This window comes from Aliivibrio sifiae (assembly GCF_002954705.1).
GTDB classification, from domain to species: Bacteria; Pseudomonadota; Gammaproteobacteria; order Enterobacterales; family Vibrionaceae; genus Aliivibrio; species Aliivibrio sifiae_A.
Window position 1 is genome coordinate 1,957,409 of the sequence record NZ_MSCO01000001.1, and the last position, 21,636, is coordinate 1,979,044.

Consider the following 21,636-nt stretch of genomic DNA (forward strand, 5'->3'; position numbering starts at 1 on the left):
AACGATAACGTCGGCCTATTTATATAATTTCGTTTTATTATGCTTTCAATAAACGAGAAATATGTGCTTTTAATACATCAATAGCGATACGGTTTTTGCCACCACGTGGAACGATAATGTCAGCATGTTGCTTCGATGGGTCAATAAACTGCATAAACATTGGACGTACTGTTTTCTGATATTGTTCAAATACAGATTCCATTGTACGGCCACGTTCTTCTACATCACGCTTAGCACGACGTAATAAACAAATATCTAAAGGCGTATCCATGAACACACTTGCATGCATTAAATTACGTAAACGAGGATCTGTTAGTAATAAAATACCTTCAAGAATGATTACTTTCTTTGGAGTCATTACTTCAACATCAGTTGTACGAGTATGTTCTGTGTAGCTGTAAGTCGGAATATTAACCGCTTCACCACGCATTAACTGCTCAAGATGCTCACTCAATAATTGGTGATCAAGTGCATTTGGGTGATCGTAATTCGTTTTGACTCTTTCTTCCATGGTCAGGTGGCTTTGGTCCTTGTAGTAACTGTCTTCAGTTATTACGCCAATTTGGTGGTCGCCAACTTTTGCTCGTAGTTCGTTATAAATAGTCGAAGCGATCAAGCTCTTACCTGAAGCTGATGCGCCTGCAATACCTACGATAATACAGTGATGATTACTGTTCTCTGACATAAAAGATACCTAAAGTGTGCGAGATACGGTTATTAAAATAAAACCGCCTGATTATAAGGATTACTCTCCACACTTTCCACCGAAAATTACATATAACTGTGAAGCTACAATGACTTGAACATTATTTGGTCAACCACGACCTTACCCTGCCAATATAAACGGCTTGAAACTTGTTCCGCTAATTCAATATAAAGTTGACTGTGTGCACTGGAAGAGTCAGACGCAACACTTGGGGTGCCAGAATCAGTCTCACTACGAATATCAATATGCAAGGGAAGCTGCCCTAATAACGGAATAGAATAATGCTGTGCCATTAATGCAGCACCACCCGTGCCGAAAATTGCTTCCTCATAACCACAATTAGAACAAATATGTACGCTCATATTTTCGACCACACCAATCACAGGAATATCTACTTTAGTAAACATATTGACCCCTTTTATAGCGTCCGTTAACGCTAAATCCTGTGGTGTTGTTACGATAACCGCCCCTGTCGTTGGGATCTGTTGTGACAAAGTAAGTTGAATATCACCTGTGCCTGGTGGCATATCAATGACTAAATAATCCAAATCAGGCCACAAAGTTTCATTGACTAATTGTGACAAAGCTTTAGAAGCCATTGGACCACGCCATACTGCCGCTTCTGATTTATCAACCAAATAACCAATCGAGTTACTATAAAGACAGTGAGCTTCAACTGGCATCATTCGATTATTATCAACAATGTTTGGTTTCTTATCTTCAACACCCAGCATTAACGGAACTGAGGGACCATAAATATCTGCATCTAAAATCCCAACTCTCGCACCTAAATATTGGAGAGCCAATGCTAAATTAACCGCAGTTGTTGATTTACCAACCCCACCCTTGCCAGAGCTGACTGCTATAATATTTTTAACGCCTTTAACCGCTTGCTTATCTGTTTTTAATGTTGCGACTTTAAATGCCACCACTAACTCTAAAGAAGAAAGGTTAAGTTGTTCTTTTTGCTCTGCCACCCAAAGAAGTAAATTTCGTTCCACTGAGTGAGAAACAAAAGGCAATATTACAGTAATAACCCCCGCGGCAGAGATTGAGACCATATTAGGGATCTCCGCCCAGCTTTCACAAAGCTGTGGATGTGTAAAATCATTGAGCCAATTTTTAATCTCTGCCATCGTTGTAAATGCCATCTTGTCACTCCTCAGTTATTTTTACTCATCCTATCACTAATTGAACCCTTGATCCTCTATGCATTCAGGCTCGCATCAGGTACTATTTATCTCTTAAAATTTTCACCCATCACATTAAGCGAAAGAGAAGATATGGCTACAGATCCGAGAAAAATTCTGGTTACATGTGCCCTACCGTATGCAAACGGTTCAATCCACTTAGGCCACATGCTTGAGCATATCCAAGCGGATATCTGGGTTCGTTACCAACGTTTACGTGGCAACGACGTTAACTTTATTTGTGCAGATGATGCTCACGGCACACCAATCATGCTTAAAGCTCAACAGATGGGTATCACTCCTGAAGAAATGATTGCAGCAGTTAGCGAAGAGCATCAAAAAGATTTCGCAGGCTTCGACATCAGCTTTGATAACTATCACAGCACACACAGTGATGAAAACCGTGAATTAGCTTCTCATATCTATTTAGAGCTAAAAAAGAACGGTTTTATTACTAGCCGTACTATCTCTCAATTATTTGATCCAGAAAAAGAGATGTTCTTACCTGACCGTTTCGTGAAGGGAACTTGCCCGAAATGTAAGTCAGAAGATCAATACGGTGACAACTGTGATAATTGTGGTGAAACCTACAGCCCTACTGATTTAATCAACCCTAAATCAGCGGTTTCTGGTGCAACACCGGTAATGAAAGACTCTGAGCATTTCTTCTTTGACTTACCTCAGTTTGAAAGCATGTTAAAAGAGTGGACTCGCTCTGGCTCTCTTCAAACTGAAACTGCAAATAAAATGCAAGAATGGTTTGAATCTGGTTTACAACAGTGGGACATCTCTCGTGATGCGCCTTATTTTGGTTTTGAAATTCCAGGTGAAACTAACAAGTTCTTCTACGTTTGGTTAGATGCCCCAATTGGCTACATGGGTTCATTCAAAAACCTTTGTAATAAGCGTGACGATCTAAACTTTGATGAGTACTGGAAAAAAGACAGCACCACAGAGCTTTATCACTTCATTGGTAAAGACATTGTTTACTTCCACAGCCTATTCTGGCCTGCAATGCTAGAAGGTTCGGGTTTCCGTAAGCCAAACAATGTATTTGTTCATGGTTACGTAACAGTAAATGGCGCAAAAATGTCTAAATCAAAAGGCACATTCATTAAAGCAGGTACTTACTTAAATCACTTAGATCCTGAGTGTTTACGTTATTACTACGCCGCTAAACTTAACAGCCGTATTGATGATCTTGATTTAAACCTTGAAGATTTCACTCAACGTGTAAACTCTGATGTCGTAAATAAGATTGTTAACCTAGCTTCTCGTAACGCTGGTTTCATTACTAAACGTTTTGATGGCAAACTTTCTGATAACTTTGTTACTCCTGAGCTTTACAACGAATTCGTTGCTGCTGAAGGTCGCATTGCTGAGCTATACGAAACTCGTGAATTTAGTCGTGCTATTCGTGAAATTACCGCGCTTGCTGATAAAGCAAACCAGTACATTGACGAAAAAGCACCTTGGGTTCTCGCGAAGGAAGAAGGTAAAGAACAAGAGCTACAAGAAGTCGCTTCTGTTGGTATTAACCTATTCCGCGTATTAATGGCTTACTTAAAACCAGTAATGCCAGAGCTTGCTGCACGTACTGAAGCTTTCTTAAATGAAACGCTGACGTGGGAAGGCATTGCACAACCACTAACGTCTCATGAGATTACTAAGTTCAAAGCACTATTTGCTCGTATTGATCCTAAAAAAGTAGAAGCAATGGTTGAAGCATCAAAAGCAGATGCAGCAATTGAAATGGCAGCAAAAGAGAAAGCAGAAGCGGACAAAGAAAAAGCAAGCCAAACTGAACTAGATAAAGATCCAATCGCAGATGAGATTGAATTCGATGCGTTCGAAGCGGTTGATATGCGTATTGCTCGTATTATCTCTTGTGAAGAAGTTCCAAAAGCAAACAAACTACTTAAATTCCAATTGGACATCGGCGGTGAAACTCGCCAAGTATTCTCTGGAATTAAATCAGCATACAAACCTGAAGAACTAGAAGGCAAGCTAACTGTTATGGTTGCTAACCTTAAACCTCGTAAGATGAAGTTTGGTATGTCTGAAGGCATGATCCTAGCTGCAGGACCTGGTGGTAAAAATCTTTGGATTCTTGAACCACACGAAGGTGCTCAACCTGGTATGCGTGTAATGTAATTCTTTTTTAAAAGATAATTACAAGCAAAAATAGAGACCAAATGGTCTCTATTTTTTTATCTATTTATAGGTGATTACAAATTAAAAATCTTTCACCTATCAAGTTACAAACTTATAAAACAGACGCTAAAGAAAGGTTAATCTCATTTAATACTTGTGATGGATTCTCAGCTTGTGTAATTGGGCGACCAATCACTAAATAATCAGAACCTGAAGTAATCGCATCTACTGGTGTCATAATACGTTTTTGATCACCCACCGCAGAGCCTGCTGGACGAATGCCAGGAGTCACTAATTTAAATTCTTTGCCTAGGTCTACTTTTAATATTGATGCTTCTTGTGCTGAACACACAACACCATCTAAACCACTATTTTTAGTCAATGCAGCAAGACGTTTTACTTGTTCTTGTGGTGCAATATCTAAACCAATACCCGCTAAGTCTTGTTGCTCCATGCTAGTTAAGACAGTAACACCGATAAGTAGTGGACGATCTTTACCATACGGTTCTAAGATTTCACGTGATGCTGTCATCATATGCTCACCACCACTCGCATGAACGTTAACCATCCAAACACCCATTTCAGCAGCCGCACGCACTGCTTTTGAACACGTATTAGGAATATCATGAAACTTTAAATCTAGAAAAACAGAAAAACCACGCTTATGAAGCTCTTTAACAAACTCAGGGCCAAATAAAGTAAACATCTCTTTGCCTACTTTTAGTCGGCAAGAGCTAGGATCAATTTTATCAACAAATGCTAATGCGTCTGTTTGATTATCATAATCCAATGCAACAATCACCTTTTGGTCTTTCATTTTCTCTCCTTGGGAAATTAATCTACTTACATTTTATTAAAAAAAAGAGGCACAAATTGCGCCTCTTAATTATTCACCATCTAAACCTTTAATAGGTTTAATAACACCCCACCCTTTACAAGATGGGCATTGCCAAAATAATCGATGAGCAGAAAATCCACACTTACTGCAACGATAGTTTGGCTTCATTTTTAACTGTTCTCCTACCAAGTTTTGTAAACTTGCTAAGCTTGCTTTTGCTCTACCATCTTCAGCTTCATCTACGTGATAACCCATCAAACGATAAAAACCTTTCATCGTTGGGTTTTTAAGCAGCTGTTTAGTCATATAGCCTTGAGCTAATGCCGTACCTTCATGTTTTGCTATCAGGTTTGATAACATCAGCTCAGCACTTGCACCAGCCCCTTTTGAAATGGCTTCTTTTAAGAAGTTTAGCAACGCCCCTTCTCGATCCAGCTTTTCGTAGCATTCAGCGAGTAAAGGTAATGCTTCACTAATAAATTCAATATCTTGATCTAAAACGGACTCTAATTGACTTACTGCGCCCTTAAAGTTATCTTCTTCCATTAATAACTTCGCCATCATAATAGAGGCGCGAACACATTGATTATCAATAGATAACGCTTTTTTCAAATTCTGCTTAGCTTTATTAATATGGCTATCTGATAATTCTTGCATCGCTAATTCACAATAATAATGAGCAATATCTGGCTTTAATTTCTTTTTACCCATTTTGACTAAGCTATTTGAAAAATTGATCGCTTGTTCCCATTCTCGGGTCTGCTGATGAATAGCAACAAGTTGAAGCAATGCCGCCTCTCTGTGATCTGGCTCATCAAGAAGTTGTTCAAAAATCTTTTCCGCTCGATCTAGAATACCCGCAACCATATAGTCTTTAGCCAGTTGCTGAAGAGCAATATTACGCTGATCTAACGTTAAATTTGGACGAGCAATGAGATTTTGGTGAATTTTAATCGCACGATCAACTTCACCTCGACTTCTAAACAAGTTGCCTAATGCAAGGTGAGTATCTATCGTATCGCTGTCAACTTGAAGTAGTTCAATGAAGTGATCTACCGCTTTATCTGACTGATCTGAAAGCAATAGATTTAACCCCGTCACATATTGACGTGACAGGTGATTGGTATCTCTTTGACGTTGTTGTCTCGCACTCCTATTACCCATATACCAGCCATATCCGGCAGCAATAGGTAATAATAGGAATAGCAGCTCTAACATTAAGTCATTACCCTTTTGTTGAGTCTAAGCGTAATTTATCTAACTCTATGGTTTTCTTTTCAAGGCGTTTACGCAGACGACGTTGCGTCATGCTGACTTTTAAATACATACTGCCACAAATTAACCAACCTAGGCCAAAACCAGTTGCAAAGAAAATACCAAGCAAGGTCGATAGCTGGAAATCACCTTGTGCTAATAAATAATTAAAATTAACTACAACCTGATTCTGTGCGCCAACAGCAAGTGATATCAGAAATAAAGCAATTAATAAAACAGCAATTACAATTTTCACTGGGCTTCCCTCCGGTTAATGAATTTCTAACAATATATTATTTTACTGCTCTAAAGATACACCTAAATGCACTGAAAATGAACATAAAAAAACGGCATACTCAAAAGTATGCCGTTTTTATATACTAATTTACATTAGCTGAAATTCACACGTTCACGCAGTTCTTTACCCGGTTTAAAGTGAGGAACAAACTTACCGTCTAATTCAACCTTATCGCCAGTTTTCGGATTACGACCTAAACGTGGCTCTCGATAGTGTAGAGAAAAACTACCAAAACCACGAATCTCTATACGATCACCGCCTTCTAGCGTTGTTGCCATCTGTTCAAGGATTTCCTTGACTGTATCTTCAACCTGCTTAGCAGAAAGTTGAGGCTTTTTACTACACAGTTGTTCAATCAGTTCAGATTTTGTCATAAATGACCTCCTACGTTATCGAAAGAAAAGGGAGCATTACGCTCCCTTTAAATTTACTTATTCGCCTTTAGCTGCTTTGAAAGCGTCAGCCATTGCGTTACCGAAACCACCGTCTTCAGACTTAGTGTTCAGTGAAGCCATTGCTTCTTGCTCGTCAGCTTCATCTTTAGCTTTGATAGATAGGTTAACTACGCGGTTCTTACGGTCTACACCAGTGAACTTCGCTTCAACGCTATCGCCAACGCTTAGGATTAGAGATGCATCTTCAACACGGTCACGAGATAGCTCAGAAGTACGGATGTAACCTTCTACGCTATCTGCAAGAGTGATTGTAGCGCCTTTAGCGTCAACAGCTGAAACAGTACCGTTTACTAAAGTACCTTTCTTGTTGTCTGCTAGGTAGTTGTTAAATGGGTCTTCTTCCATTTGTTTAACACCTAGAGAAATACGCTCACGCTCTGCATCTACTGCTAGAACAACAGCAGAAATTTCGTCGCCTTTCTTGTACTCACGTACCGCGTCTTCACCTGTAGCATTCCAAGAAATGTCAGATAGGTGAACTAGACCGTCGATGCCGCCGTCAAGACCGATGAAGATACCAAAGTCAGTGATAGATTTGATCTTACCAGTAACGTGGTCGCCTTTAGCTTGCGCTTCAGCGAATGTCTGCCATGGGTTAGCTTTACATTGCTTAAGACCTAGAGAGATACGACGACGTTCTTCGTCAATCTCAAGAACCATAACCTCAACTTCGTCGCCTACGTTCACAACTTTAGAAGGGTGGATGTTCTTGTTAGTCCAATCCATTTCAGAAACGTGTACTAGACCTTCAACGCCTTCTTCGATTTCAACGAAGCAGCCGTAGTCAGTTAGGTTAGTAACACGACCAGAAAGTTTGTGACCTTCTGGGTAACGCTTAGCGATAGCTACCCATGGATCTTCGCCAAGTTGCTTAAGACCTAGAGAAACACGAGTGCGCTCACGATCGAACTTAAGAACTTTAACATTGATCTCGTCACCAACATTTACGATCTCAGATGGGTGCTTAACACGCTTCCAAGCCATATCTGTGATGTGTAGTAGACCGTCAACGCCACCTAGATCAACGAATGCACCGTAGTCAGTAAGGTTCTTAACGATACCTTTAACTTCCATGCCTTCTTGTAGAGAAGCAAGTAACTCGTCACGCTCAACACTGTTTTCAGATTCGATAACAGCACGACGTGAAACAACAACGTTGTTACGCTTTTGGTCAAGTTTGATTACTTTGAACTCTAGCTCTTTGCCTTCAAGGTGCAAAGTGTCACGTACTGGACGTACATCAACAAGAGAACCAGGTAGGAATGCACGGATACCGTTAAGTTCAACTGTGAAGCCGCCTTTAACTTTACCGTTAATAACACCCATAACTGTTTCAGCATCTTCGTATGCTTTTTCAAGTTGAATCCAAGCTTCGTGACGCTTCGCTTTCTCACGAGAAAGTTGAGTTTCACCGAAACCGTCTTCAACAGCGTCAAGAGCAACGTCTACTTCAGAACCAACTTCAACTTCAAGTTCGCCAGCAGCGTTCTTGAATTGTTCAGCTGGGATAGCTGCTTCAGACTTAAGGCCAGCGTCAACAAGAACGAAACCGTTCTCGATAGCTACTACAGTACCTTTAACGATGCTGCCTTGTTGGAATTCAGTTTCAGATAGAAACTCTTCAAAGAGTTGAGCAAAAGATTCAGTCATTAATTTGATCTTCAATATTAAACGTCCATGGGTATCCTACCGCATGGGGTTGATAGTAAGGTTAGTTATCATCCTTGCAACTAACTAAGTTTCAATTATAGCTTAGATTCAATAAAAGCAATAGCTTGCGCGACAACTTCATCAATGTTCATTGACGTTGAATCTAATACTAAAGCGTCTTCAGCGGGACGTAATGGCGCGACTGCTCTATTGCGGTCTCGATCATCACGTTCTTGAATTTCGCCTAAAAGACGGTCAAATCTAACATCTAACCCCTTCTGTTGCAACTGCTTCATTCGGCGATTCGCTCGTTCTTCGGCACTTGCATCTAAAAATATCTTAACTTCTGCGGTAGGGAACACAACAGTCCCCATGTCACGACCATCAGCAATAAGACCTGGTAACGCAGAAAATGCTCGTTGACGGCGCAGTAACGCTTCACGAACTTGCGGTAACGCTGCTACTTTTGACGCAGCCATTCCCGTCTCTTCTTTACGAAGTTCAGAAGATACATCTTCACCTTCAAGAATCACTTTAACTAATTCACCTTCCGCTTTGAACTGCACATCTAAGTTTGCAGCTAAAGGTACAAGTGCATCTTCTGACTCTAAATCAACACCATGGTGAATTGCAGCTAATGCTAATACACGGTATATAGCACCAGAATCTAATAAATTATAACCTAGCTTTTCAGCAAGCAACATGCACAAGGTACCTTTACCTGCGCCACTTGGACCATCAACAGTAACGACTGGTGAATGAGTAGTCATGGAGTTCTCCATTAATTATTGTGATTGGTTTCTACGGGCGCATTATACCCAAGTCAGATTATTTATATACTTTAGTTTATTAAAAACTAAAAAAGCCCTGTGTTTTTTACACAGGGCTTACATCAATGTAAATTTAATTGCTTTTACGCTATAAATTACACACTAAGCTCTTTCATTTTATCAAAATAGTCTGGGAAGGTTTTTGACGTACAGCCTGGATCATTAATTGTTACCGGTGTATCACTCAAAGCAACTAAAGAAAAACACATTGCCATACGGTGATCATCATAAGTATCGATAGCTGCATGTTCTAATTTCTCTGGTGGTGTGATCGTAATATAATCTTCCCCCTCTTCTACTTTAGCTCCGACTTTTCTTAATTCAGTCGCCATCGCTGTTAAACGATCAGTTTCTTTTACACGCCAATTATAGACATTACGAATGGATGTTGTGCCTTGTGCAAAAAGAGCAGCAGTGGCAATTGTCATTGCAGCATCAGGAATATGGTTAAAGTCCATATCAACCGCTTTTAATTCTCCTTTTCTAGCAATAACATAATCATCACCCCATTCGATATCAGCTCCCATTGCTGCTAGTGCATCTGCAAATTGAACATCACCTTGAATGCTCTTTTTACCAATGCCCGTCACTTTTACTTCACCGCCTTTTATTGCAGCTGCTGCAAGAAAATAAGACGCAGAAGAGGCATCGCCTTCAACAAGAAAATCCCCGGGTGCAACATACGTTTGATTAGCTGGAACAACGAATGTCTGATAATTTTGATTCTCAATTTCAACTCCAAACGTAGCCATAATATCTAGAGTGATATCAATGTATGGTTTAGAAACTAAATCACCCACTATATTAATCGTTGTCTCTTGTGTTGATAATGGAGCTGCCATTAAAAAAGCAGTTAAAAACTGACTTGAGATAGAACCATCAATCTCAACCGTCCCTCCTTTAAGGCCTGTTCCTTTAATCTTTAACGGCGGGTAGTTTTCATTTTCTAAATATTCTACGTCAGCACCTGCAGCTTTCAATGCCGTTACAAGATGTCCAATAGGACGCTCTTTCATTCGAGGCTCACCAGTAAGTACAAATTCACCTCGACCTAGACACAATGCTGCCGCTAATGGGCGCATTGCCGTACCTGCGTTGCCAAGAAAAAGTTCCAATGCTTCTTGAGGTTCAAAAGCACGACCTAAACCAGTGACTTCACAGACCGTTTTATCTTCAGATAGTATATATTCAACACCAAGTGCTTTTAGTGCATTAAGCATGTGACGAATATCATCACTATCAAGTAAATTAGTTAGTTTTGTTTTTCCAGACGCTAACGCAGCTAATAATAACGCACGATTAGAAACACTTTTTGAGCCTGGTAGATTAATTTGGCCATCAATTTTTGAAATTGGTTGAAGAGTTAAGCTTTCCATGTTTATGTAAAAATTCCTGTACAAATAAATAAGAATGCTATGCCTGCTATTTCATTCAGTTATTGCATAGCTGTTTCAGCTTTCATTGTTATTTTTTGTTATTCTTCATACTTTCAGAGTAACGAAAACCAAAGCGTTGTACCAGAGGCAATGTTGTCTCTTTACTTAAAAATAGTGAATCCTATTTCTTTTACTTATGACTATTTACCTATCACAACTCGATTCAAATGAAACAAGCCACTTTCCTCATATTGAAAGTGCATTAACCGAACCTGATGGTTTACTCGCTATGGGGGGAGATCTGACTGCATCTCGACTATTAAACGCTTATCAACGAGGTATTTTTCCTTGGTATAGTGCTGGTGACCCTATCTTATGGTGGAGTCCTAGCATTCGAGGAGTTTTCCTACCTGAGCAATTCTTGCCATCAAAAAGCCTAAAAAAATTCTTTCGTAAATCAAATTATAAAATCACCATCAATAAATCGACAGGTCAAGTGATTGAATTATGCGCATCAACACGAGGGTCAGATGAAACGTGGATTATGCCTGAAATGATCCAAGCTTATAAACAGCTAGCAAAATTAGGATATTGTCACTCTGTCGAAGTATGGTCTGACAATACACTTATTGGCGGATTATACGGCCTTCAAATCGGTCAAGTTTTTTGTGGTGAATCTATGTTCTCATTAAAAACAAATGCATCAAAAATAGCACTGTGGCAATTTTGTGAGCATTTTGTGGCTTCTGATGGGCAGTTGATTGACTGCCAAATGATGAATCCTCATCTTGAAAGCTTAGGAGCAATCGAAATGAAAAGAAAAGATTTCAAAATAAAGTTAAATAAACTCACTAACAAAACAGTAAGTCCAAATTGTTACCTTCCACAATCTATTGGGAATAATGTTTAATCATGAGTCAATTTTCTCTTCAAGTTGGGTTAACACCAGGGGGGCCTTGTAGCTATCTACCTGGACAACAAGAGCGCCTCGGTGTTGTTATGGATACAGAACTTCATTCCCCTATTGGTTATCAAGCATTAATTCGCTTGGGATTTAGACGCAGTGGTTCAACGGTATATAAACCAATGTGTGAAGCTTGCAATGCTTGCCAACCTTTAAGAATTAGCGCAAGTGAATTCGTACCAAGTAAAAGCCAAAAACGAATTTTAAATAAATTATCTACGTTTACTTGGGAAATAAAAACAGAGATGGATGATGAATGGTTCGCATTATATGAACGATATATAACCGCTCGCCACCAATCAGGCAGTATGTTTCCTGCAAATCAGGAACAATTTTTTGAATTTTCTCAAGCAGAATGGTTACCTAGTCATTTTCTTCATATTTACGAAAACAATGTCCTTATCGCAATTGCTGTAACCGATATCTTAGTTGACTCAATCAGTGCTATGTATACGTTTTTTGAGCCAGAGCATCCGTTATCTCTAGGAACCGTCTCTATTCTAATTCAACTAAAATTATGTAAACAATTGCAAAAAAACTGGCTCTACCCTGGTTACCAAATAGACGATTGTCCAGCAATGAAATATAAAGATCGATATAAACCTAACCAAAAGCTAGTAAATATGGTCTGGCAGGGGTAAAATGCCCACCAAACTTTACATACATCATTTTTAAGGGCATTATTGGCCGCTTAAAAATCAGCCAAAGCTATCTATATAAAGAGGATTCAATGGCAAAAGAAGACGCAATTGAGCTGCAAGGCACGGTTCTAGATACACTACCAAACACAATGTTTCGCGTAGAATTAGAAAACGGTCACGTTGTTACTGCTCATATCTCAGGTAAAATGCGTAAAAACTACATCCGTATTCTTACTGGTGACAAAGTAACAGTTGAAATGACTCCTTACGATTTATCTAAAGGCCGTATCGTCTTCCGTGCTCGTTAATTTGTCATTTTTAGCACGTTAACTTTTTAATTTGCTTTAAAATAATATAAAAAAACCCAGTCATTGACTGGGTTTTTTATTATCTACTGATTAATTAATGAACCGCTTCAGTTTCACTCGTAAACTCAAAGGCTAATTCACCTTTAGTTAATTTAACGCGAACTGTGCCACCATTTACTAATTCTCCAAATAACAATTCATTTGCCATTGGTTTTTTAAGGTTCTCTTGAACAACACGAGCCATCGGTCGAGCGCCCATAGATTTATCATACCCTTTATCAGCAAGCCAATCTTTTGCGCCTTGTGACACTTCCATTGAGACGCCACGAGCATCTAACTGAACTTGTAGCTCTACTATGAATTTTTCTACTACTAACGAAATAACATCTTTACTCAAATGTTCGAACCAAATGATATTATCTAAACGGTTTCTAAACTCTGGTGTAAAGATTTTCTTAATTGCAGCCATCGCATCAGTTGTATGATCTTGTTGAATCAAACCAATCGATTTTTTCACTGTTTCATGAACACCAGCATTGGTCGTCATTACAAAAATTACATTTCGGAAATCCGCTTTTCGACCATTATTATCTGTCAGTGTACCGTTATCCATGACTTGAAGAAGCAAGTTAAAGACATCTGGATGCGCTTTTTCAAGCTCATCAAGTAATACAACAGAATGAGGGTGTTTAATTACAGCGTCAGTTAATAACCCGCCTTGCTCATAACCAACATAACCCGGAGGAGCACCAATTAATCGGCTAACCGTATGTTGCTCACCATATTCAGACATATCAAAACGAAGAAGCTCAATACCCAGAGCTTTCGCTAACTGAACAGTAACTTCTGTTTTACCTACCCCGGTAGGGCCAGCAAACAAGAAAGAGCCCACAGGCTTATTATCTGCACCTAACCCTGCTCGGCTAAGTTTGATAGCTTCACATAGTGCATCGATACTGTGATCTTGACCAAATACCAACATTTTTAGCTTTGAGTCTAATTTCTTCAGTACATCTTTATCGCTAGAAGATACTGATTTTTCAGGAATACGAGCCATTTTTGCAACCATAGCTTCGATATCTGCGACATTAATTGTCTTTTTACGACGACTTACTGGCGTTAAACGACAACGAGCTCCCGCCTCATCGATAACATCAATTGCCTTATCTGGTAAATGACGCTCATTAATGTATTTTGCTGATAGCTCTACCGCAGCACGAAGGGCTTTATTGGTATAACGGACTTCATGATGCTCTTCGTATTTACTTTTCAAGCCTATTAATATTTTAGTTGTGTCATCAATTGACGGTTCCAAAACATCAATTTTTTGGAAACGACGAGCTAATGCACGCTCCTTTTCAAAAATCGTACTGTGTTCTTGATAAGTAGTTGAGCCAATACAGCGTAATTTTCCGCTACTTAATAGAGGTTTAATTAAATTAGCGGCATCAACTTGACCGCCTGAAGCGGCACCCGCACCGATAATAGTATGAATTTCATCAATAAATAAGATTGCATGTTCTTCTTTTTCAAGCTGTTTTAAGATAGCTTTAAATCGTTTCTCAAAATCACCACGATATTTAGTACCGGCAAGCAATGAACCAATATCTAAAGAATAAATAATACAGTCTTTAATAACATCAGGAACTTGACCTTCAACAATTCGCCATGCAAGACCTTCAGCAATTGCGGTTTTACCCACTCCTGCTTCACCGACTAATAGCGGATTATTTTTACGGCGACGACACAATACCTGAACCGTACGCTCAAGCTCTTCATCGCGTCCAATTAATGGGTCAATCCCGCCATTTTTAGCCACTTGGTTTAAGTTAATAGCAAAGCTTTCTAATTTATCTTCTGGGCTTGCCTCTACTGCGGCTTCAACATTATTCGGATCTGAATTCTCCTCACGATGCTCAGGCGCACCATGTGAAATAAAGTTAACAATATCTAACCGACTAATGTCATTCTTTTTAAGGAGGTACGCGGCATGTGATTCTTGTTCACTAAAAATAGCAACAAGAACATTAGCTCCAGTGACTTCATTACGGCCAGATGATTGGACATGAAAAACTGCACGTTGAAGAACACGTTGAAAGCTTAATGTTGGCTGAGTTTCTCGACTTTCGTCGTCAGCAGGAATAAGCGGTGTGGTTTGTGTAATGAATTCATCAATTTCAGTTGCCAACGCAGGTAAATCTGCATGACAAGCTAAAAGAGCTTCATGAGCGGATGGGTTTTCTAATAGAGCAAATAATAAATGCTCTACTGTCATAAACTCATGGCGCTTTTCTCGTGCTCGAACAAACGCACTATTTAAACTCGCTTCTAATTCTTTATTTAGCATAGGAACCTCCCAAAACACCAAAATATGGTGTAACGAACAAACTTACGCTTGTTCCATTGTACACAGTAGTGGGTGCTCATTATCACGCGAATATGCATTCACTTGCGCAACTTTAGTTTCAGCAACTTCAGCAGTAAAAACCCCACATACTGCTTTCCCTTCATAATGCACTGTTAGCATTAATTGTGTCGCTTTTTCCAAATCCATGGAAAAAAATTTATCTAAAATTTCGACAACAAACTCCATTGGAGTGTAATCATCATTATTTAAAACCACTTTATACATAGATGGTGGTCTTAACTCTGTTTTCTCTTGCTCCAAAACATCTGAATCAGGAGAAATCCATTCATATAGTTTACTCATATCGACAACTAAATTAGCAAAAAAAGAATCTGATACTTCAATGTATCCTCTACTATTCAGACTAATCTAGACACAAGGTTACATCAAACAAAAGATGCGATTTTCATATCTTTATCACTTAATTTTGATTAAATCGAGTAGAAAAACAACGATATTAAAGTAAAGGATAGGGTCTTTTTTTCTTTATCTCCACTTTATTTATCAATCTGATATTACTGATAATAATGTTAACCTTAAGTGTGACATTAAACAAATTTGTTATAAAAGTAACAAATTTGCACTTGACTCATATTTTATATTTAATAGAGTGTGTTTGTAGTGGTTATCAATTGAACAAATAAATGATTAATTAATAACCATTGTGCTAGGTAATTAAAATGCAGAGGGATGTATAGCATGGCAACAGGTACAGTAAAATGGTTCAATAACGCTAAAGGTTTTGGCTTCATTTGTCCTGAGGGAGAAGATGGAGATATTTTTGCGCATTATTCCACAATAGAGATGGATGGCTACCGTACACTAAAAGCCGGACAAGCTGTCACCTACGAAATCCATGAAGGTCCTAAGGGATTTCATGCAAGTGAAATAAAACCACTCGAAGGTGAAGTTGTAAAATAATATTACTCAATTATGGCTATTAAATAATATTAAAGGTGAGCATGGATACTCACCTTTTTTGAACCTATTGATTAAGAAACGCTCCAAAGACTTCACTTCATTTATCTAGGTAACTAATTTGAAATATATTATCTCACTTATTCTATTATTTACTCTATCAGGCTGCGTGTCTGAAACACATCAAGAGAAAAATACCGTAAACTTAGTTACAACTGGCGATATTAATATCGCTCTTAATGGAAAGAATACTTTCTCTTGGCACCCAACTATCAGTGCCAATTATTTGAATAAAGAATTAAATAATAGAGATACTGAACAACGATTCTCTCAATCACTCAGAGCATCATTAGAGAAAAGAGGATTTCAATTTGTCAAAGACTCTACGAATGTTGATTTCTATGTTGGCTACGGTTTAGGGCTAGAAGAGAACATTCAAGATCAAGATATTTTAGAGAAAACAGGGCTATTAACAGGAATACAACCAATCGGTGTTAATGACAACGGCACCAAAAAAGCCAGTGTTTTCATTGCAATCTTTTTACCAAATGAACCATACCAACAGTGGTCAGTGTTAGCGCAAGGTTATACCAATTCTGATAATGTAATGTCTTTAGATGAACTGACTGAATTTATGCTACACAATCTAAAAAAATAAATATCTGCCATAAAAATAATAAAGCAGCCAAATTAGCTGCTTTATTATTTTTATGAGGAGCAACTAATCTCCATTTTCTTACCCCATTCGGGAGGTAATTGTGCATATTTTTCAAACTCTGTATGCTCATCAAATGGCTTTTCTAGTAATAACGATAATATTTCTAACTCACTAAAATCGCCCTGTTGAGCTTTATCAATGGCCTGCTGCGCCAAATAATTTCTCAGTATGAACTTAGGATTGACACTTCTCATTCGCTCACAACGGGAGTCTGTACTGTCCTCTTCCAATCCACAACGAGTTAAGTATAGATCTACCCACAAGGTTGCCGCTTCTCGATCAACAAACAGGTCTACGACAGTTTGTTTTTCTTTACTATCCAAATAAGAAAGTGAACGCATAAATCGAGTGTAATCCACTGCATTTTGCGACAACAACTCAAACATTGATTCAAATAATCGACTATCCCCTTCTTGTTTAGAATAAAGCCCTAACTTATCTCTCATTAACTGGCTAAAGTAACCATGAAGTTGTGTTTCATATTGAGCTAAAGAATATTCTAAATCCGATTTCTCCATTAATGGAGAAAGAGAATGTGCTAAAGCTGATAAATTCCATAAGCCAATTCTAGGTTGCTGGTTAAAGGCATAACGCCCCTGATAGTCAGAATGATTACAAATATAATTTGGCTCATAATCATCAAGAAAACCAAAAGGACCATAATCAAATGTTTGACCTATAATCGACATATTATCAGTATTCATTACCCCATGAGCAAACCCTACCGCCTGCCACTGTGCAATCATAAAGGCAGTACGGTCAACAATCTCATTAAACATAGCTACATAAGGTTTATCTGACTCAAGACAATTAGGAAAGTGCCATTCAATCACTTTGTCTGCGAGTAATTTTTGCTCTGCAAGTAAATTGCTATAAAACAAATGCTCAAAATGACCAAATCGAACATGAGACTCTGTCGCTCTAATTAATAATGCTCCCGTTTCATACCCTTCACGAAAAACAGCAGTATCACTCGTCATCATACCCAAAGCTTGGGTGGTTGGAATACTCAATCCAGACATTGCTTCGCTACACAAATATTCTCTGATAGTCGAACGTAATACAGCACGCCCATCGCCAGTACGAGAATAAGGCGTGCGCCCTGCCCCTTTTAAATGAAGTTCAAAACTTACCCCTAATTTATCAGTAATTTCACCTAGCAAAAGTCCTCGACCATCTCCTAGATCAGGGTTGTAGCTACCAAATTGATGTCCTGCATATTTCATCGCTAAAGGATAAAAAACAGAAGGAAGGTTTTCGCCTGAAAATGTCGATAACAACTCAGGTTTATTATCAGGGTTCAACGGTAATCCAAACTGCTCAGCCAGCCTTTTATTCCACATAACCCAACGACTATTATCCAGCGGACTTGGGGTGACATGAGTAAAGAAACAGGAAGGTAATTCAGAATAACGGGTTGTAATTAAAAAAGCGTTCCAAAAAGACATTTGTGCATTCCATTAACGAACAATAATGTAACGCTAGCATATTGATAAATGATATGACAGAAATGAAAAAAGCCGCACTAACCATAAGGTTAATGCGGCTTTTTCAATTTGGTACGCCCTGAAGGATTCGAACCTTCGACCACCTCCTTAGAAGGGAGGTGCTCTATCCAGCTGAGCTAAGGGCGCTCTATGGGGTAGGATTATACGAATATCCGAACTCAGATCAATCCTTTTCTTATCATTATCTTACCGAATGCTGAAAAAAAGGACAGATCGTGCATTGTTTGATCTAAACTCTGGCTTAAAATCATCTTTTAGACGGAAAATGAATACCAATACAATATACAAGTATATTAAACACCAGAAAGCAATCGTTTGCGTTATAGCAATTACTTTTTGTTTCTGCGACAATACGCAGGTCAATCAGTATTAGACCGCTAAAGGAACACTATGACCGCTCAAATTATCGATGGAAAACTTATCTCCCAAACTGTTCGCTCAGAAGTTGGGGCTCGCGTTAAAGCTCGTGTAGAAGCCGGATTACGTGCTCCAGGGCTAGCCGTAGTATTAGTAGGACAAGATCCCGCTTCTCAAGTTTATGTCGGCAGTAAGCGTCGCGCGTGTGAAGAAGTCGGCTTTATTTCAAAATCTTATGATTTACCAACAACGACAACAGAAGCTGAATTACTGTCTATTATTGACACATTGAATCAAGATGCTGAAATTGATGGTATTTTAGTTCAACTTCCTCTTCCTGCTGGAATGGATAGTACTAAAATCTTAGAACACATTGACCCTGAAAAAGATGTTGATGGTTTCCACCCATATAATGTAGGTCGTTTATCTCAGCGAATTCCAAAATTACGCTCATGCACACCAAAAGGCATTATTACTCTTCTTGACCGTTACAATATTCAAGTTCGTGGTATGCATGCCGTTGTTGTTGGTGCATCTAATATTGTTGGGAGACCAATGACATTAGAATTACTACTTGCAGGCTGTACCACCACCACTTGTCATCGATTCACCAAAGATCTTGAGCATCATATTCGTCAAGCCGATCTGGTTGTAGTTGCAGTAGGTAAACCTAACTTCATACCTGGAGAGTGGATAAAAGAAGGTGCTGTCGTGGTCGATGTAGGTATTAATCGCTTAGATAGCGGCAAACTTATTGGTGACGTTGAGTATGATGTTGCAAAAACAAAAGCAAGCTATATCACTCCAGTACCTGGAGGTGTTGGCCCAATGACTGTTGCTAGCCTAATTGAAAATACATTACTGGCTTGCGAGCAATACCACTGTAAATAAACAAATCAAATAATAAAAATATCAATAGGCGAGCTTTTTAAAGGTTCGCCTTTTTTATACCTGCGCGCTGCCACATTTCTCACTTAATTTTTATTCTATTTTCAGTTTTTTCTTGGACAAAATAAGGGTTTAGTTACTAACCTTAGATGAGAACGATTTGGAACTATGGACGACAAGAGGAAATGGATATGAGTATTTTTGACCACTATCAAGCCCGTTATGAAGCAGCAAAAGATGAAGAAATATCACTGCAGGATTTCTTGTCATTATGTAGTAACGACAAAAGTGCTTACGCAAATGCAGCAGAAAGACTTCTTATCGCTATTGGCGAACCAGAAGTAATCGACACTGCAATTGATCCTCAGCTGAGTCGTATTTTTTCTAATCGTGTCATCTCTCGCTATGAGACCTTTAAAGACTTCTATGGTATGGAGGAGCCAATTGAACAAATTGTTTCTTACCTTAAACATGCCGCTCAAGGCCTAGAAGAGCGCAAACAAGTGCTTTACCTATTAGGCCCAGTAGGTGGCGGTAAATCATCATTAGCTGAAAAACTAAAAAGCTTAATGCAGAAATTACCTATTTATGTATTAAGTGCTAATGGAGAACGAAGCCCTGTCAACGATCACCCCTTCTGCTTATTTGATGTCACAGAAGATGGCGAGTTACTAAAAAAAGAATACGGTATTGAGCCTCGCAACCTACGTTCAATAATGTCTCCGTGGGCAGCAAAACGATTACATGAATTCGGTGGCGACATTACCAAATTTAAAGTCATCAAAGTGCACCCATCAATTCTCGACCAAATAGGGATAGCAAAAACAGAACCAGGAGACGAGAACAATCAAGATATTTCATCTCTTGTTGGTAAAGTAGACATTCGTCAATTAGAGCATTTTGCCCAAGATGACCCTGATGCTTATAGTTATTCAGGCTCCTTATGTAAAGCCAACCAAGGTTTAATGGAGTTTGTAGAGATGTTTAAAGCACCAATCAAAGTGCTTCATCCTCTACTAACGGCAACACAAGAAGGTAATTTCAACGGCACAGAAGGATTATCAGCTCTGCCTTTTGATGGCATGATTTTAGCTCACTCAAATGAATCAGAATGGCAGTCTTTCCGAAATAATAAAAACAATGAAGCCTTTTTAGATAGGGTTTATATCGTAAAAGTCCCTTATTGTTTACGTGTTTCAGAAGAAGTTAGAATTTACCAAAAACTGCTTGAGCATAGTGAACTTTATCATGCCCCTTGCGCCCCTAGTACCTTAGATATTTTGGCTCAATTTTCGATATTGTCTCGCCTTAAAGATCCAGAAAATTCATCACTGTTCTCTAAAATGCGCGTTTATGATGGTGAAACATTAAAAGATACCGACCCAAAAGCCAAAAGCTATCAGGAATATAAAGATTTCGCAGGTGTTGATGAAGGAATGTCAGGCTTATCAACTCGATTTGCCTTTAAAATCCTTTCTCGCGTATTTAACTTTGATCAAGCGGAAGTTGCAGCAAACCCTGTTCATCTTTTCTATGTTATTGAACAACAAATTGAGCGAGAACAATTTGCTCAAGACATTGCCGACAAATACACCGAATTTGTCAAAGGCTTCTTAGTGCCTAAGTATGTTGAGTTTATCGGTAAAGAAATTCAAACCGCTTATCTCGAGTCTTACTCTGAATATGGCCAAAATATCTTTGATCGCTATGTAGTCTACGCTGATTTCTGGATCCAAGATCAAGAATATCGAGACCCAGATACAGGTCAATTGTTTGACCGTTCAGCCCTTAATGATGAACTAGAAAAAATAGAGAAGACCGCAGGGATTAGTAATCCAAAAGATTTCCGAAACGAAATTGTAAACTTTGTTCTGCGAGCCAAAGCGAATAACAATGGTCAAAACCCAACATGGACAAGCTATGAGAAGCTACGTGTTGTTATTGAGAAAAAAATGTTCTCAAATACCGAAGACCTGCTACCTGTTATTTCATTTAACGGCAAAACATCCACTGATGATCAGAAAAAACACGACGATTTTGTCGCTCGAATGATGGAAAAAGGCTACACCAAAAAACAAGTTCGCTTACTGGCGGAATGGTACTTACGTGTACGTAAATCTTCATAATAAAACTCTTTTATTTTCGAGATTATGTTGCAGCTCATTACTTAATGAGC

Annotated in this window: 20 protein-coding genes and 1 tRNA gene; 8 read left to right on the forward strand and 13 right to left on the reverse strand. The window is 38.8% G+C overall.

What is annotated here, in order from left to right:
• Window positions 1-37: 37 nt before the first annotated feature.
• On the reverse strand, window positions 38-685 hold the full coding sequence (gene udk / locus BTO22_RS08660) for a uridine kinase (protein ID WP_060991467.1): 648 nt from the start codon (window positions 683-685) through the stop codon (window positions 38-40).
• 104 nt (window positions 686-789) lie between these two features.
• Window positions 790-1,857, reverse strand: a complete 1,068-nt coding sequence (apbC, locus tag BTO22_RS08665; protein ID WP_061036605.1) for an iron-sulfur cluster carrier protein ApbC — start codon at window positions 1,855-1,857, stop codon at window positions 790-792.
• A 132-nt stretch (window positions 1,858-1,989) separates the two neighbouring features.
• Here apbC and metG point away from each other — a divergent pair, with 132 nt between their 5' ends.
• Entirely contained in the window at window positions 1,990-4,050 is a 2,061-nt protein-coding gene (metG, locus tag BTO22_RS08670; protein WP_105055139.1) for a methionine--tRNA ligase, read from the forward strand.
• 112 nt (window positions 4,051-4,162) lie between these two features.
• On the opposite strand, the gene pyrF is transcribed toward metG, so the two are convergent.
• The 7 genes from pyrF to aroA all read right to left on the reverse strand — a co-directional run bounded on the left by pyrF (window position 4,163) and on the right by aroA (window position 10,751).
• The gene (gene pyrF, locus BTO22_RS08675; protein ID WP_061036603.1) at window positions 4,163-4,867 is read right to left on the reverse strand and encodes an orotidine-5'-phosphate decarboxylase; all 705 of its coding nucleotides are present in this window, start codon (window positions 4,865-4,867) and stop codon (window positions 4,163-4,165) included.
• A 69-nt stretch (window positions 4,868-4,936) separates the two neighbouring features.
• A complete protein-coding gene (gene lapB / locus BTO22_RS08680) occupies window positions 4,937-6,106 on the reverse strand; it encodes a lipopolysaccharide assembly protein LapB (protein ID WP_061036602.1) in 1,170 nt (389 codons plus the stop codon).
• A 7-nt stretch (window positions 6,107-6,113) separates the two neighbouring features.
• Window positions 6,114-6,398: a LapA family protein gene (locus BTO22_RS08685; protein ID WP_061036601.1), complete on the reverse strand. Its 285-nt coding sequence runs from the start codon at window positions 6,396-6,398 to the stop codon at window positions 6,114-6,116.
• 134 nt (window positions 6,399-6,532) lie between these two features.
• The gene (gene ihfB, locus BTO22_RS08690; RefSeq protein WP_045102545.1) at window positions 6,533-6,814 is read right to left on the reverse strand and encodes an integration host factor subunit beta; all 282 of its coding nucleotides are present in this window, start codon (window positions 6,812-6,814) and stop codon (window positions 6,533-6,535) included.
• 57 nt (window positions 6,815-6,871) lie between these two features.
• Window positions 6,872-8,545: a 30S ribosomal protein S1 gene (gene rpsA / locus BTO22_RS08695; protein ID WP_060991473.1), complete on the reverse strand. Its 1,674-nt coding sequence runs from the start codon at window positions 8,543-8,545 to the stop codon at window positions 6,872-6,874.
• 95 nt (window positions 8,546-8,640) lie between these two features.
• Window positions 8,641-9,315: a (d)CMP kinase gene (gene cmk / locus BTO22_RS08700; RefSeq protein WP_061036600.1), complete on the reverse strand. Its 675-nt coding sequence runs from the start codon at window positions 9,313-9,315 to the stop codon at window positions 8,641-8,643.
• A gap of 155 nt (window positions 9,316-9,470) precedes the next feature.
• Window positions 9,471-10,751: a 3-phosphoshikimate 1-carboxyvinyltransferase gene (gene aroA, locus BTO22_RS08705; RefSeq protein ID WP_105055140.1), complete on the reverse strand. Its 1,281-nt coding sequence runs from the start codon at window positions 10,749-10,751 to the stop codon at window positions 9,471-9,473.
• Window positions 10,752-10,947: 196 nt separating this feature from the next.
• On the opposite strand from aroA, the gene aat reads away from it, so the two are divergent.
• The 3 genes from aat to infA all read left to right on the forward strand — a co-directional run bounded on the left by aat (window position 10,948) and on the right by infA (window position 12,664).
• Window positions 10,948-11,661 (forward strand): leucyl/phenylalanyl-tRNA--protein transferase, encoded by a 714-nt coding sequence (aat, locus tag BTO22_RS08710; RefSeq protein WP_105055141.1) that lies wholly within the window; start codon window positions 10,948-10,950, stop codon window positions 11,659-11,661.
• A 2-nt stretch (window positions 11,662-11,663) separates the two neighbouring features.
• Entirely contained in the window at window positions 11,664-12,356 is a 693-nt protein-coding gene (locus BTO22_RS08715; RefSeq protein ID WP_105055142.1) for an arginyltransferase, read from the forward strand.
• 89 nt (window positions 12,357-12,445) lie between these two features.
• On the forward strand, window positions 12,446-12,664 hold the full coding sequence (infA, locus tag BTO22_RS08720; protein WP_005420180.1) for a translation initiation factor IF-1: 219 nt from the start codon (window positions 12,446-12,448) through the stop codon (window positions 12,662-12,664).
• A gap of 94 nt (window positions 12,665-12,758) precedes the next feature.
• Here infA and clpA read toward each other — a convergent pair whose 3' ends face one another.
• Window positions 12,759-15,011, reverse strand: coding sequence for an ATP-dependent Clp protease ATP-binding subunit ClpA (gene clpA, locus BTO22_RS08725; protein ID WP_105055143.1), 2,253 nt, complete (start codon window positions 15,009-15,011; stop codon window positions 12,759-12,761).
• A 42-nt stretch (window positions 15,012-15,053) separates the two neighbouring features.
• The gene (gene clpS / locus BTO22_RS08730) at window positions 15,054-15,374 is read right to left on the reverse strand and encodes an ATP-dependent Clp protease adapter ClpS (protein WP_105055144.1); all 321 of its coding nucleotides are present in this window, start codon (window positions 15,372-15,374) and stop codon (window positions 15,054-15,056) included.
• Between the two features lie 396 nt (window positions 15,375-15,770).
• On the opposite strand from clpS, the gene cspD reads away from it, so the two are divergent.
• Both cspD and BTO22_RS08740 read left to right on the forward strand, forming a co-directional pair.
• Window positions 15,771-15,992 (forward strand): cold shock domain-containing protein CspD, encoded by a 222-nt coding sequence (gene cspD / locus BTO22_RS08735; RefSeq protein WP_105055145.1) that lies wholly within the window; start codon window positions 15,771-15,773, stop codon window positions 15,990-15,992.
• Window positions 15,993-16,110: 118 nt separating this feature from the next.
• Window positions 16,111-16,647, forward strand: a complete 537-nt coding sequence (locus BTO22_RS08740; RefSeq protein WP_105055146.1) for a DUF4136 domain-containing protein — start codon at window positions 16,111-16,113, stop codon at window positions 16,645-16,647.
• 50 nt (window positions 16,648-16,697) lie between these two features.
• Here BTO22_RS08740 and BTO22_RS08745 read toward each other — a convergent pair whose 3' ends face one another.
• Together BTO22_RS08745 and BTO22_RS08750 are read right to left on the reverse strand one after the other, a co-directional pair.
• Complete coding sequence (locus BTO22_RS08745; RefSeq protein ID WP_105055147.1) at window positions 16,698-18,155, reverse strand: protein adenylyltransferase SelO; 1,458 nt, start codon at window positions 18,153-18,155, stop codon at window positions 16,698-16,700.
• Between the two features lie 109 nt (window positions 18,156-18,264).
• A tRNA-Arg gene (locus BTO22_RS08750) sits at window positions 18,265-18,341 on the reverse strand.
• Window positions 18,342-18,605: 264 nt separating this feature from the next.
• Between BTO22_RS08750 and folD the strand changes: the two genes are divergently transcribed.
• Together folD and BTO22_RS08760 are read left to right on the forward strand one after the other, a co-directional pair.
• Complete coding sequence (gene folD, locus BTO22_RS08755; RefSeq protein ID WP_105055148.1) at window positions 18,606-19,463, forward strand: bifunctional methylenetetrahydrofolate dehydrogenase/methenyltetrahydrofolate cyclohydrolase FolD; 858 nt, start codon at window positions 18,606-18,608, stop codon at window positions 19,461-19,463.
• A gap of 188 nt (window positions 19,464-19,651) precedes the next feature.
• Window positions 19,652-21,586, forward strand: a complete 1,935-nt coding sequence (locus tag BTO22_RS08760) for a PrkA family serine protein kinase (protein WP_105055149.1) — start codon at window positions 19,652-19,654, stop codon at window positions 21,584-21,586.
• Window positions 21,587-21,636 lie beyond the last annotated feature (50 nt).